Origin of the sequence: Paenibacillus sp. Soil766, from assembly GCF_001428105.1 — a bacterium.
GTDB lineage: Bacteria > Bacillota > Bacilli > Paenibacillales > NBRC-103111 > Paenibacillus_E.
Genome location: NZ_LMSJ01000023.1, coordinates 173293 through 187782, shown reverse-complemented (window position 1 = coordinate 187782; position 14490 = coordinate 173293). Strand labels below are relative to the sequence as shown.

Annotated in this window: 13 protein-coding genes; 8 read left to right on the top strand and 5 right to left on the bottom strand. The window is 44.7% G+C overall.

The genetic code is table 11. The annotated features are described in order from the left end of the window. Positions 1-12 precede the first annotated feature (12 nt). The 5 genes from ASG89_RS18430 to ASG89_RS18410 all read left to right on the top strand — a co-directional run bounded on the left by ASG89_RS18430 (position 13) and on the right by ASG89_RS18410 (position 5800). A complete protein-coding gene (locus tag ASG89_RS18430) occupies positions 13-1152 on the top strand; it encodes an electron transfer flavoprotein subunit alpha/FixB family protein (protein WP_057312291.1) in 1140 nt (379 codons plus the stop codon). Then, positions 1149-2459, top strand: coding sequence for an FAD-dependent oxidoreductase (locus tag ASG89_RS18425; RefSeq protein ID WP_057312289.1), 1311 nt, complete (start codon positions 1149-1151; stop codon positions 2457-2459). Before ASG89_RS18430 ends, ASG89_RS18425 begins: the two co-directional genes overlap by 4 nt. Continuing rightward, positions 2456-2743 carry a ferredoxin family protein gene (locus tag ASG89_RS18420; RefSeq protein ID WP_028554142.1) on the top strand — a complete coding sequence of 96 codons (288 nt, stop codon included), beginning with the start codon at positions 2456-2458 and terminating at the stop codon, positions 2741-2743. The genes ASG89_RS18425 and ASG89_RS18420 overlap by 4 nt, the downstream gene beginning before the upstream one ends. A gap of 152 nt (positions 2744-2895) precedes the next feature. Further along, a complete protein-coding gene (locus tag ASG89_RS18415; RefSeq protein WP_057312287.1) occupies positions 2896-5091 on the top strand; it encodes an alpha-galactosidase in 2196 nt (731 codons plus the stop codon). Positions 5092-5287: 196 nt separating this feature from the next. Then, positions 5288-5800: a DinB family protein gene (locus tag ASG89_RS18410; protein WP_057312284.1), complete on the top strand. Its 513-nt coding sequence runs from the start codon at positions 5288-5290 to the stop codon at positions 5798-5800. Between the two features lie 41 nt (positions 5801-5841). On the opposite strand, the gene ASG89_RS18405 is transcribed toward ASG89_RS18410, so the two are convergent. Together ASG89_RS18405 and ASG89_RS18400 are read right to left on the bottom strand one after the other, a co-directional pair. Continuing rightward, a complete protein-coding gene (locus ASG89_RS18405; protein ID WP_028554145.1) occupies positions 5842-6069 on the bottom strand; it encodes a hypothetical protein in 228 nt (75 codons plus the stop codon). A 203-nt stretch (positions 6070-6272) separates the two neighbouring features. Next, entirely contained in the window at positions 6273-7067 is a 795-nt protein-coding gene (locus ASG89_RS18400; RefSeq protein ID WP_057312282.1) for an AraC family transcriptional regulator, read from the bottom strand. A 131-nt stretch (positions 7068-7198) separates the two neighbouring features. Here ASG89_RS18400 and ASG89_RS18395 point away from each other — a divergent pair, with 131 nt between their 5' ends. Continuing rightward, entirely contained in the window at positions 7199-7969 is a 771-nt protein-coding gene (locus tag ASG89_RS18395; protein ID WP_057312280.1) for a sugar phosphate isomerase/epimerase family protein, read from the top strand. 33 nt (positions 7970-8002) lie between these two features. Beyond that, entirely contained in the window at positions 8003-9022 is a 1020-nt protein-coding gene (locus ASG89_RS18390; RefSeq protein WP_057312277.1) for a Gfo/Idh/MocA family protein, read from the top strand. A gap of 123 nt (positions 9023-9145) precedes the next feature. On the opposite strand, the gene ASG89_RS18385 is transcribed toward ASG89_RS18390, so the two are convergent. Continuing rightward, on the bottom strand, positions 9146-11263 hold the full coding sequence (locus ASG89_RS18385; RefSeq protein WP_057312275.1) for an LTA synthase family protein: 2118 nt from the start codon (positions 11261-11263) through the stop codon (positions 9146-9148). A 208-nt stretch (positions 11264-11471) separates the two neighbouring features. Between ASG89_RS18385 and ASG89_RS18380 the strand changes: the two genes are divergently transcribed. Continuing rightward, positions 11472-12338: a YitT family protein gene (locus ASG89_RS18380; protein ID WP_235549830.1), complete on the top strand. Its 867-nt coding sequence runs from the start codon at positions 11472-11474 to the stop codon at positions 12336-12338. Here ASG89_RS18380 and ASG89_RS18375 read toward each other — a convergent pair. Further along, positions 12335-13045, bottom strand: a complete 711-nt coding sequence (locus tag ASG89_RS18375) for a response regulator transcription factor (protein WP_057312274.1) — start codon at positions 13043-13045, stop codon at positions 12335-12337. The genes ASG89_RS18380 and ASG89_RS18375 overlap by 4 nt on opposite strands. Before the next feature lie 26 nt (positions 13046-13071). After that, positions 13072-14421, bottom strand: coding sequence for a sensor histidine kinase (locus tag ASG89_RS18370; RefSeq protein ID WP_057312272.1), 1350 nt, complete (start codon positions 14419-14421; stop codon positions 13072-13074). Positions 14422-14490: the final 69 nt, after the last annotated feature.

Sequence of the window (14490 nt, the reverse complement as noted above, 5' to 3'; positions counted from 1 at the left end):
GAGGATGACACGATGGCAAGAGAAACGGAACAGATTGATCCGACGATGCCGGACTGGTCGGCATATCGTGGGGTTTTGATCGTTGTTGAGCAGCGCGAGGGCATCGCGAAAAAGGTGTCTTGGCAGCTGCTAGGCGAAGGTAAAAAGCTAGCAGCGAAGCTGGAAGCGCCGCTCATGGCGCTCGTCATCGGCGAGAATGTCACACATCTCGCAGATGAAGCCGTGGCCTACGGCGCTGATCGGGTTTACCTCTGCGAAGCCGCGGAGCTTCGCAACTACAGGACCCGGCCATACAGCCGGGTCTGCTTGAAGCTGATCGAGGAAGCGAAGCCCGAGATCGTGCTCTTCGGCGCGACAGCGACAGGTCGCGACCTAGCAGGTGCGATTGCAACGCACCTGCCCACGGGGCTGACGGCCGACACGACGCAGCTCGACGTGGAGCCGCCGCCCTCGCGGCTATTGCTGGCCAGCCGGCCGGCTTTCTCCGAGAAGATGATGGCCACCATCCTCTGCAAGCAGTACCGGCCGCAGATGGCGACAGCGCGCGCCGGTGTGTTCCAGGCGCTGCCGAAGGACGCGGAGCGCCAAGGCGAGATCATCCGAATCGAAGCCACGATGCGGGAGGAAGAGATTGACGCGCAGGTGCTGGACTTCCTGCGCGAAACAGGGAAGCTCAATCTCGAGGACTGCGAGATTATCGTTGCTGGGGGCCGTGGACTTGGCGGGCCCGATGCCTTCAAGCTGCTCGCCGAGCTAGCGGATACGCTCGGCGGTGTCGTTGGCGCGTCACGCGCTGCCGTGGATGCGGGCTGGATCAGCCACGAGCATCAGGTGGGGCAGACTGGCGCAACAGTGCGGCCGAAGCTATACTTCGCGATCGGCATCTCTGGCGCCGTGCAGCACACGGTCGGTATGAGTCATGCCGATGTAGTCGTCGCCATCAATAAAGATGAGAAAGCACCCATTTTTCAATATGCTCATTACGGACTTGTAGGGGATTTATTCAAAATTGTGCCTGCGATTACAGAGGAATTCAAGAAACGTCGTACGCTTTTCGGCATTCAGCCGTCATCAGTGGTTGATGCATCGTTATCCACTACACAGACGCAGTCAGAGGAGACCATCGCCCGAGAGAGGAGTGAAGCGAAATGAATGAGAAATTCGATGCCATCGTCGTTGGTGGTGGTCCAGCCGGAGCAGCAGCTGCATTAACCATGGCACGAGCTGGCTTATCAGTAGTACTGCTCGAAAGAGGCGAGTTTCCAGGAGCCAAAAACATTTTTGGCGGTGTCCTTTATCGGAAGCAAATCGAGGAGCTTGTCCCTGAGTTTTGGACGGAGAAGAACTTTCCGATGGAGCGCTATATTGTCGAACAGCGGATCTGGATGATGGGCAAAGAGTCCATGGTTACGTTCGGTCATCGCAATGAGGCCTACAAGGAGCCCTATAATTGCTTCACAGGCCTACGAGTCAAATTCGATCAGTGGTTTGCTGAAAAAGCTGTTGCAGCCGGCGCCATTCCAATTTATGAAACCGTGGCACTGGACGTTATTCGTGAAGGTAACAAGGTTGTTGGCGTGCGAACGGACCGAGATGATGGCGATCTATATGCGGACGTTGTCGTCATTGCCGATGGCGTAAACTCCTTGCTCGGTAAAGCGATGGGAATTCATAAAGAATGGATGCCCGATGAGGTGTCTTTGGCTGTCAAAGAGGTTATTGCACTGCCCCGAGAGAAGATTGAGGACCGCTTTGGACTTGAGGGAGACGAAGGTGTCACCATCGAATTTATGGGTGAAACCTCACTCGGCATGGCGGGCATGGGCTTTCTTTATACAAATAAAGAAACGATCTCGTTGGGGGTCGGTGTGATGGTGAACCATTTGCGGGATAAAAAGGTGAAGCCATACGCTGTGCTTGACGCGGTTAAACAGCATCCGATGATTCGAAAGCTGATTCAAGGCGGGGAGACCAAGGAATATTCCGGCCACCTCATACCAGAAGGAGGCTTTCATTCAATCCCAACCCTTTCTGGTGATGGTTGGTGTGTCTGCGGGGATGCCGCGCAGTTGATTAACTTTGTCCACCGGGAGGGAACGAATCTCGCCATGACCTCAGGTCGTTTGGCCGGGGAGGCTATTATCGAAGCGAAGGCACGCGGGGATTTCTCAGCCCCAACAATGCATTTGTACGATAATAAAATCAAAGAATCTTTTGTACACAAGGATCTACAGAAGTACAAGGGGATGCATCAATTTTTGAAAGAGCAGGATCCAGAATTACTGTTCGATCGACTCCCAAGAGCAGTAAACGAAGCGGCTTACAATATGTTCCTCGTGGATGGGATTACGAAAGCCGAAAAGCAGAAAATGGCCATGAAGCTCATCAAAAATGCTGCAGGCGGTACGGTAAACTTGATGAAGCTGGGCTACAAAGGTTGGAGGGCGATGAACGGATGAGCCAAAGTGATATTTCAGATAAACTGTTTACCATTCGTTACAAATGCGATGATAAATCCCATCTCGTTATTAAAGACAAACAAACCTGTTTGAATTGTGTGACGAAGGACTGCAATTATTTCTGTCCTTCCGATGTGTATGAGTGGGAAAAAAAGCTTAAGATCACGACGGTTGCTTTTGAAAATTGTATTGAATGCGGTACTTGCCGCATAGCGTGTCCTTCTTATAATATCGATTGGGTGTATCCGAAGGGCGGCCATGGAATGACGTATAAGTACGGTTAAATGCAGTGTGTCAATGAATAGAGTGGAGACCGATTTAAAGGTCTTGGCTCTATTTTTTTGTCGAAAAACAACATTTCTCCATATGTAGGTGTAGTTTCTCCATAGTTTTGTTTCTTTTAGGACACGATAATAGAAGATAGGAGGGATTTATAATGACAATTTCTTTTGAACCTGTACAAGGTATATTCCATTTGCAAAATAAACATATGAGTTATGTGATTCAGCTTATTAATGGTTCCTATCCAGCCCATGTGTACTGGGGCCGATCTATACGTTCTGGTCAACTCGGTACGGTGATTCAATATAAGGAACGAGCTTCTTTTAGCCCGAATCCAGTTAAAGAAAATAAAACGATCTCTTTTGATACACTTCCACAGGAATATCCTGCTTATGGGACAAGCGATTTCCGTGAGCCGGCGTATCAAGTAGCGCTTTCTAACGGGTCTACAATTACAGAGCTTGTCTATGACAAGTATCAAATCGTGCAAGGCAAGCCAACTTTGGAAGGGTTACCCTCTACATATGTTGAGGAAGACCGTGAGGCTGAAACGTTAAAAATTGAACTTGTTGACAAAGTTGCTGGTTTGCGAGTAATTCTTTCCTATACGATTTTTGCTGATCATGATGCAATTACACGTTCTGTACAATTCGTTAACGAGGGTACAGCAGATCTCAAGCTGTTGCGGGCGTTAAGTATGAGCGTGGATTATTCCCATGCGGACTGGGATCTATTACAGCTCTCCGGCAGTTGGGCGCGTGAGCGTCATATTGAACGAAGAGCATTGGCACCAGGCAAATTGACGGTCGAAAGTCGTCGCGGCGCAAGCAGTCATCAACATAATCCTTTCATTGCATTACTAGCTAAGGATGCTAATGAAGATTACGGTGACGTGTATGGCTTTAACCTTGTGTATAGTGGTAATTTTGCAGCACATGCGGAAGTGGATCCTTTTGCAACAGCACGTGTTTCCATTGGGATTAATCCCTTTGATTTCAGCTGGTTGCTAGAACCTGGTCAAAGCTTCCAAACGCCAGAGGCTGTTATGGTGTATTCCAATATGGGGATTGGCGAAATGTCTAGAACCTACCACCGCTTATATCGTACGCGACTTTGTCGTGGTGAATTCCGTGATCGTGTGCGACCTGTCCTAGTAAACAACTGGGAAGCAACGTATTTTGATTTTAACGCGGATAAAATTGAGAGCATTGCGCGTGCTGGGAAAGAGTTAGGCATTGAGCTTTTCGTCCTTGATGATGGATGGTTTGGCAAAAGAAATGACGATACGACTTCTCTTGGGGACTGGGTAGTTGATAAGGCGAAACTTCCTAATGGGCTTGAGGATTTGGTAGAGCGAGTAAACAAGCTTGGATTGGAATTCGGTTTATGGTTTGAGCCTGAAATGGTCTCGCCAGATAGTGATTTGTACCGGAAGCATCCAGATTGGTGCTTGCATGTACCGGATCGTCGTCGTACGGAAGGTCGTGGACAGCTGATTCTTGATTTTTCACGCGAAGAGGTTTGTGATGGTGTAATGTCCATGCTGCGTAACATTTTAAGCAGTGCGCCAATCACGTATGTCAAATGGGATATGAACCGGAACATGACCGAAATTGGTTCCGCAGCGTTGCCGCCTGAACGCCAAAGAGAGACGGCACATCGTTACATGCTTGGCTTGTATCGCGTAATGGAAGCCATTACTACCGAATACCCGCATATCCTGTTTGAAAGCTGCTCCGGCGGTGGTGGTCGATTCGATCCAGGTATTCTGTATTACATGCCGCAAACTTGGACGAGCGATAACACGGATGCTGTATGCCGTTTGAAAATCCAATATGGCACGAGCATCGTGTATCCTGTTAGCTCTATGGGATCGCATGTATCTGCCGTACCTAATCATCAAGTTCATCGCATTACGTCTTTAGAAACGCGCGGTCATGTGGCCATGTCAGGTAACTTCGGTTATGAGCTTGATCTAACGAAGTTTAGTAAAGAAGAGAAGGAACTCGTCAAACGTCAAGTTGCCGACTACAAACAACTTCGACCATTGGTTCAATTTGGTGATATGTATCGCCTGTTGAGTCCATTCGAGGGGAATGATACGGCATGGATGATTGTCTCCGAGGACAAGACACAAGCGATGGTCGTGTTCATCCGGGTACTTGCAGAACCTTATGCTCCATTGAAAACTTTGCGCTTAAAAGGACTCAATCCTAACTTCGATTATCAAATCGAAGGGGCGGAAGGGCTGTTCCCTGGAGATCATTTGTTATACGCCGGGCTACCTGTCAAAGGGTTGCACGGGGACTTCCAGAGCACAATCTGGCTGCTGAACGCTAGGCAGCAGTAGATAAAAGATAGTAGAGTAACCCTCATTTCCCTTTTTTGGGAAAATGGGGGTTTTTAACGTATGATTGACTTAGGTGAATGTGATGAAGGTAAACGGTGTGTAGAAGGTGTGTAACTATAAGATTCATTTTTCGGGAAAATTGCGATATGATAGATGGATTCAAACCATCATATAAGTGAAGGGAGACAATTCTAACATGCTGCAACGACCAAGTCATGACGAATATTCATCCTACTATACGGATTATATCGGGTTGGTGCCCGAAGGTGACTATGTATCCATTTTGAACAGTCAAGAAAAAGCACTCGTATCCCTATTTTCACAAATAACGGAGGATCAGGCTTTATCCCGCTATGCCCCAGGGAAGTGGAGTCTGAAGGAAGTACTGGCTCATATTACGGATACAGAGCGAATTATGAGCTACAGACTACTTCGTATAGCTCGCGGAGATACAACGGATTTACCTGGCTTTGATCAAGATATTTTCATTGCGAATGCATCATTCGACGAAGTAGCCTTAACGGATTTGGTGAAAGATTTCCAAGCGGTGCGACAGGCTACATTGGCTCTCTTACCTTCCATTACTGAAACGGCGTGGACGCGCTTTGGTACTGCGAATACGTTCGCAATATCTGCTCGGGCCATAGCTTACGTGATCGCAGGCCATGCTCAGCATCATCTTAACATCGCCCAGCAGAAGTACATATAGCAAAAAAAGCCTGAAATCCATCAGTGGATTTCAGGCTTTTTTTAGTAAAGTGAAAGTGCCAGCGAATCTCGTTCATTCAACGAATGTAGAATCGCTTCGCACCCGACAATCTCAATGCTAATGATTGAATCCAGACATTTCTTGAGTGTTGCTCTACCTTTGGTGACCTTGGCTTCAAGCGCTGATTTCAGTAAATTGAACTTCTTTTTATTTTTCTCATCGGAGTATACGGGTACAGGTTTGTTATGAATCGTTATAAACATTTTCATGATTTCCACCATCCTAAGAATTGGATATAGTACTAGCATATCGGATTATTATTAATAGAACCTTAAAATAGTTTTACAATTTTAAGACAAATAAGAGATTGCTATGTATTTTCGTATATAGATAATACGATTTAGCGGCCGATATTGTTTCATAGAATGGTTAGGAATATTGAATATTGTGTGAATTTATCATATGAATAGGGTTAGGTATGCTGCATGTTTTGTCGATAAGCTTTCGGTGATGTATTGAAACGTTGTTTAAAGGCACGATGAAAATAAGGGTAAGAGCCGAAACCACAGCTAAGAGCGATTTGTTCTAAAGACATGGAGCTATCATGCATACGCTCGACCGCACTGGAGAGGCGCACTTCTGTTGCATATTGGATCATTGTTTTACCGAAATATTCTTTGAACAAATGAACAGCGCGGGAGGTACTAAGTCCTACATGGTCTGCGACATCTTCAATTTTGAATGCGGCTGTAGCATGTGCCTCTATAAATCGTTTCATGCGTGTGCCTGTGAAAGGGCGACCTTGCACCGTTTCTGTTGCCGCACGTTCAAGGTAAAGGCACAGAGCTTGGAGCAAATAGCCGCTTAGCTCGGGATTCTCCTCTTCCATTCTGCGTTTCTCCAGACTTAATTGTCGCCAGAGTGAAATCATTCTGGGATCGAGGTCAATGCGCATACAAGTGGGTCTATTGTTACGTTTCCACCAAGCATCAATCCAGTCACCTTTGCAAAATAAATAGTAGTCGCCGCTGGCGATTTTCTGATCAGGCTGAGTCTTCGCCTGCTCGATTCGCAGTTCGTAAGGATCGCCGGGCTTAAACAATAGCAGGTGACCTGCTTCTATCGGGATCATACGTCCATCAACAAGGGCTTCACAACTGCCTTCTGTCTGTAGTCGAAAAAGATAATAAAGTAGTCCCGATTTATTACTGTTATAAAACGGATCCATATGAAAAGAATACCCACAAGTTAATAGTTCAGCTTTCATGAAGTTTCGCCTTTCGTAGCCAAATAAGAGATGTTTTAATTATATCGTGAATGGTCATAATAGGCCAATCTCGCTTATACTAAGGCCAAGGTTACTATTATCGATTTCACTATGAGAAAAGAGGAGAACAAATGGGACGTTTAGGAATTGGACTTCAATTGTACACATTGAGAGATGATATGGCACGTGATATGGAAGGTACACTTCGCCATGTTGCGAAGTTAGGATATGAAGGTGTTGAGTTTGCTGGTTATTATGATATGCCTGCAGATAAACTCAAAGGTTTGCTCGATGAGCTTGGATTGAAAGCTTTCGGAAGCCACATTAGCTTGCAAAGATTCCGCGATAATTTCCAAGGTGAGATTGATTACTTGAAAACAATCGGTGCTACATATGCTATTTGTCCTTATGTTGGTGCTGAAGAGCGCGAGTCCGTTGACCAATGGAAAGCTCTAATTGCGGAGTGCCAGGCACTTGCGGTCGAGACGCAAAAACAAGGCTTGCAATTCCTATATCATAACCATGATTTTGAATTCCACTACAAAGTGGAAGATGAGTTCGTTTTTGACGCAATGTATGCGAATAACGATGCAATTAAAGTCGAAATGGACGTATGTTGGGTACAATATGCAGGTCAAGACCCGTTGGCGTACATTGCCAAATATGCAGGACGTCTTCCTTTGGTTCATTTTAAGGATTTCTCCAAGGATGCTGAAGGTAAGTTAATTACTTTGGAGCTTGGCTTAGGCGATGTTCCTCTGGATAAAGTTATTGTTGCTGCTGAGCAAGCTGGTGTCCAGTGGTTAGTAGTAGAGCAAGATCATTGCCAGAAAGCACCTTTAACTAGTATTGAAAACAGCTTTAACTGGGTTAAAGAACATTATCTGAACGTTCATAACTAATTCATTCATATCATTCGAAGGAGCATTTATCATATGAGCAAAATTAAAGTAGCCGTCATTGGCTGTGGTTCCATTTCCAAGCATAGACATATTCCAGAATACGCATCAAATTCAAATGTTGAGCTAGTTGCATTCGTAGATCCGATCATTGAAAGAGCAGAGCACTACGCTGGATTACATGGCGGTAAAGTTTATAGCAACTACGTTGACATGTTGAAAGCTGAGAAAGTTGACGCAGTTAGCGTGTGTACACCGAACTACCTTCACGCTGAAATCTCTATTGCCGCGGCTAACGCTGGTGCGCATGTATTAGTTGAGAAGCCGATGGCTACAACAGCCGCTGAATCCGAAGCGATGATCGAAGCTGCCAAGAAAAATGGTGTATTCTTAATGGTTGGTCACAACCAACGCTTAATGCCTCCGCATGTGAAGGCGAAAGAAATTTTGGAAACAGGTAAGCTTGGGAAGGTTCTTACTTTCCGTACATCCTTCGGTCACCCAGGTCCTGAAGGCTGGAGCATTGATGGTCGTGAGAGCTGGTTCTTCCGTAAGGAAGAAGCAATTATGGGCGCAATGGGCGATCTCGGCGTACACAAGTCGGACCTTATTCGTTGGTTGCTTGATGATGAAGTTGCTCAGGTAGCGGCGTTCGTGGGTACACTTCACAAAGAGGGTACAGACGTCGATGATAATGCTACTTGTTTGCTTCGTATGAAAAGTGGAGCTACGGGTTCCCTAGTAGCGAGCTGGACTTACTACAAAGGCCAAGACAACTCCACAGTTCTGTGGTGTGAGAATGGTGTTATCAAAATTGATACAGATCCTAACGATCAAGTCATCGTTGAGCTTCGTAACGGAACAGTTGAGCGTTACAAAGTAGGTCAAGTGGCTACGAACGAGAAACAAACATCTAGCGGTGTTGTTGACGAGTTCGTTACGAGTATTCTTGATAACAAACCGCCTCGCATTTCAGGTGAAGAGGGTTACCAAGCATTGAAAGTAATTCTTGCAGCATTCGAATCCGAAGCGACTGGTAAAATCATTAATCTTTAAGTTATATAGAGTTAGCGAGGAGAGCTCATCCCATCCAGGGGTGAGCTTTTCTTGTTTATACAGGATGTGAAAATAAAAACCCCTAATCCTCAGAGTGAGAATTAGGGGCTGGCAATATGCTTTTTAACGACCGCCAATATCAATGGAAATGGAGTTTGATTTGCCTACAATCGTTTCTTTGGAATCTTTGACTTGTACTTGGATGTCCCAAAGGCCTGTTTTAAGTAATGGACCATCCACTAGCGCTGTAACCGTATGTTCGTCTTTCCAAGTCGTCGGTATGGCTTTACCGTTCAAAGTAACGTAACCCAGAGGTGGAAGATGATTACCGCTTACCGTGAGTGTTAAATTCGAGCGACCTGATAGATCTTGAGAATCGGCTTCAACCTTATCTAAGCTAATCGGACCGAAACCGAGCATATATTTAGGATCGATAATCGGTGTTAAATAGTTCTTGTAAGCGTGTCGATCTCCGAAAAGAATATCATATTGCAACGTTTCGTAATTTTTCAAATCATCTTCCTTAATATTCATTTCATCAAAATGATCTTTAGGCGGGATGACTGGATACTTTTTAGCCAATTCCGTTAAGAAATTTGTATAATAATTGCCTTGTTGCCTCGACAGTTCGATTAGATAAGGTCCTAAGAAGGAAGGGCTAATATTCAAATTGTCTTTCCGCTCAGTGTCGAAATTATTCCACACGACTAACGGGACGCTGTACATTTTTTTCAAGAAATCAGGATCAGCTTTGCCGCTAATATACTTCGTGTCAATATATGTTGCATAATCATCACCCAGCGCTGGCAGATGATCGCCCCAGAATGCAATAATCGTAGGCTCGCCTTTTTTCTCGTAGTATTCGACTAATTCCTTCAACATATTATCAGATCCGTTTATCCCTTGGGCAAGCGTTTCAAGCATTCCCACCGAAGAAGCGGAGAAGTTACCTGTTACGTTAAAGGTGTTTTTCGGGAATTTGCCAGGGTAGAAATGAAAATGATTTTCCATCGTGTTCGCGAACACGAAATCAGCGCCTTCGCTTTGCTCAGTTGCGTGAATAATGTTAGCAGCAACTTCGCTATCCGCGATATAAGGACCGGAGTAAGTAGGTTTGAAATACTCAATAGGAATATATTTGGAAAAGCCGAAGTCTTGATAGATTTTATTACTATTAAAGTACCAATTATAAAAAGGACTAATGGCAGTCGAAGTGTAGCCTTGACGTGCATAGATACTCGCTAAGGAATCGACTTCATTTGAAATATATTGATTATAGGCAATGGAGCCTTGTGGTAGGAACCGCATGGAGTTACCTGTAAGAACTTCGAATTCCACATTGGCTGTTCCACCGCCGTATTGAGGTGAAAGCATCGTTCCACTCGTTCCGGACCTCTGCAGTTTATGGAAGAAAGGAATTGGATCTTTGTCGAACTTGGCGCCAGGGATAATGGTTGGATCCCAGAAAGCTTCACTTAAAATAACAATAACATTTGGTTTAATTGGTTTTGTGTTTGAATCACCCGCTTTAACCGGTGACGTCGGGGATGCATTCACGATTGCATCAACGGCTTTATCATCATAACCTTCCCGATGATCAGAGAACATGGCTTTGGTATTCAAAACTGTGGCTAGCGCATACCCATTTGTTTTGGTGTTCTGCACTTGATTCCAAACAGCCGCTTCGATACCAAACCACTTCTGAACAGGCAGCGGCAGATCCGTATAGACAGCTAAGAACATAACTAAACCAATTCCAGCAAGAATTCCACGTTCTTTTAAGCCTACTTTTTTAATAAACATGGTTGTACGGTAGAGGATGAAGTAACTGCCAACAAGAAACAGGAGAATGACAGATAAGACATTAAAAGTCAAAATGTTGGATAAATACTTCACCATATCCGAGGCTTCGCCTGCTACTACTAAATCCCATGGCGTCAAAGGTACGCCTAGTATTTTGAGCTTTACGCCGCTAATAAGGGCTAAGATAATGAGGAAACCGGCAATCACCCAATAGGCGATTCGAGTTCGCCCAATGATGGCAACGAATATCAATAGTAGGCTTACTACGATCCATTCGTTGAAAAGAAGCTCTAGAATATGCTTGAAGCTCCAAGACATCATTTCAATGTAGTTCCCCCGGCTCAATATTTCCATGATCAGAACAGGGACTAGTGCAAGCAGTAAAAGTGGCAGTCGTGGCCGAAATACCAATAACAATCGTTCAGCGTATTTTTTCATAGATTCTCCTGTACAAATATAAGTTAAAAGTCCTTTGAACACCTGATATTATACCATGCATTTCGACATTATTCGATGGTATCTCTATGAAAAAAAAGATAGATTGCAGGAAAATCGTGGCTATATCAAGAATACTTATAAAGAGGAGATAAGTTAGGGGGACTCGCGTATGGCAAAAGAACAAATGCAACTAAAAAGAGAAGCAGTCATGCAGCTACAACACCGAAAAATGACAAAAAGTGCATTTTTTCGTCGTGGATTGTTCTTATTCATTGGTGCCGTTTTAATGTCTGTTGGGTTAGAAATATTTTTAGTGCCTAATCGAATTATTGATGGGGGCATTACGGGAATTTCGATTATTTTATCTTATTTGACGCAAGGGCCGATCGGTGTGTTCTTGTTCTTATTAAATATTCCTTTCCTATTCATCGGTTATAAACTGATTGGTAAAACCTTTGCCTTATCTACGCTTTTCGCTATTCTTATCATGTCGACAGGTACGGCCCTGCTTCATCCTGTGAAGGAACTTACAAACGATCCGTTGTTAGCCGCGGTATTCGGCGGGATCATTCTTGGCATAGGCGTAGGGATGGTTATTCGTTTCGGGGGATCGCTGGATGGTACAGAAATCGTTGCCATTCTCGTTTCCAAAAAAATTCCTTTCTCGGTCGGCGAAATCGTGATGTTTTTCAACTTATTCATTCTTGGAAGTGCAGGGTTTGTCTATACATGGGACCGTGCCATGTACTCATTAATCGCATATTTTATTGCTTATAAAATGATTGATGTCACCATTGAAGGTTTCGATGAGTCGAAGTCTGTGTGGATTATTAGTGACAACTTTAGACAGATTGGCGAAGCTATTATGGATCGCTTAGGACGCGGTGTCACATACTTAGAAGGTGAAGGTGGATTCTCTGGGGATAACAAGAAAGTCATCTTTTGCGTGATTACACGGCTGGAAGAAGCCAAGTTAAAGTCCATCGTGGATGGACTTGACCCTAAAGCATTTCTTGCTGTTGGCAATATCCACGATGTCAAAGGCGGAAGATTCAAGAAGCGAGATATCCACTAGTCGGATTTCTCTTTCTTGATTTCATTATCCTTTTCTGAAGAACCTCGCTCAAAAAAACCTAAATTTCTTAATTGCTGAGCAGCATCCTTGCTGCTTGGGCTTCCGAGCTTTTTCAAAATATGCCCAACATGAATTTTCACTGTTCGTAATGAAATGAAGAAACGGTTTGCAATTTCGGTCTGGGTATGACCTTGATCGATCATATCCAGAACTTGAAGCTCCGTTGGAGTGATGAGATCCCGTACTTCTTTGATCTTGAATTGTTGTTCCAACCGCTTCAATCTGCGAAATTCCTCGCGCATCTGTTCAGAAACAGCCGCATTAATAGCGGACTGGCGCGCATGTGCCGCCCGAATAATGCCAGGGAGTTCCTCGAAACGTGACTTAATCTGATAATCAATTGCCCCTGCTTGAAAGGAACGGAAAATAAAATCCTTTTCCTCCATCGAGGTTAACATGATGACTTTGGCCCCCCAAGATAAGAAGGCTTGCTCGGCAAGACCTATGCCCGCGGGTTCATTCTGAATCATAATATCCATAAGCACGACATCAGCAGAAGGTGTGGCTTGATCAAACAACGCTTGTGCTTCTGCTGCTGTAGATCGGCTCTCCACGACAGTCATATCTCCTTGACGATTTAAATAAGCTGTCAGACCGCGTAGCCAGTCCAGATCATCTTCCACGATGAGTATTCGTATTGAATCCATTCCACTACTTCCTCTCTTCTGCAAGTCTAACGCTGTCCCGGAAATGTTAAATATACACGGGTACCTTTACCGGGTTCACTGCTAATTTCCAAACTACCACCGTGCTTTTTCATGACACTATAGCAATAAGCAAGGCCGAGACCAAAGTTATTTCGGTTACCACTTTTTGTTGTATAAAAAGGTTCTACAGCTTGCTTGAGGACGGATTTCTCCATGCCCATACCTGTATCTTTAATCTCAAGTACTATATTCTTTTTGCTTGAAAATGCCTTAATAGCAAGTTCCCCGCCGCTGCTCATCGCCTCGATGGCATTCATCATAATGTTCGTTAATGTTTCTGAGACTTGAATCGGATCCAATCGAAGTTCTAAGTGATCTGGCAGTTCTACATGTACTTGGATGTTACTCAAATAGACTTCAAGGGGTTCTATCACTTCTTGCAACATCTGACGAACGTCAACCTGTGAAGTGCGCAGCGGCAATTCTTGAGTTTGTTCATGTACACGGCTAATCATATCCTGGATATGCCTAGAGGCGTTCATCACCACATGAATGTCCTGGATAAGCTCTGTTTGCCCTGTGTCTGCTGCGTGTTGGTTCATCTTCTCAAGGAATAAGCGCATTTTACCTACATCATTTTTGATAGCATGATTAAGAATAGCTGTTCCGGACGTAATGGCACGGAGGGTGGAGTCCAGCTTGCGGCGCTCGATGAGCAGCCGGATACCTAGAAACCCGTATTTGAAAAACGTGAATACAAAGAAAGGCACGACGAAGGCCAAAATCCATACATGATAAATCCATAATCGATAGAAACCGAAGCTGGGCATAACATAATTGAGCACGCCAACACAAAGTATCGGTGGAAGAAGGGCAAGGCAAGTGAACAAATGAGTTCGCTTCATGGCCGGGAGATGTTCCTTTTTGAATGCTATCAGTAAGGAACCGATTATGATATATGGGAAGGCCCAGGTCGCGACGACGCGGAAGTCAATGGGCATTTCTTCGGTATACCCTGGCAATAGGATCAGACTAGCAAATGGCGGTACTAACAGTATAAGCGGTAGCCATGTACGTAGGAGAGGCTTCTGCCAAGTGGAATTATAGGCTAAGGACAGCATGGCGAAAGAGTAAGGTAAGCCATAATAGGAAAGCAAGGAGCAGATACTCATCACACGAAATAAGATTGAAGTTAAGGATGGATTTGGTGATGTTAATTGAAAATATGGGATGATATCCGCTGATATGACAGCCGCCAAGGCTCCAGAACCGCCTGTAAAAGCGACTGCGCTCATCCAGCGCATGGTACGTGAACCGGGATCTACAATAAGTAGTCCTGATGCGATGAACCATAGTGCAAATAGGACAAAAAGCATGTTTTCCCCCTCAATCTGGTCAATAGATAGTCTTATTGTGGCATGACGTATTCGTTTGCACAAGAGTTT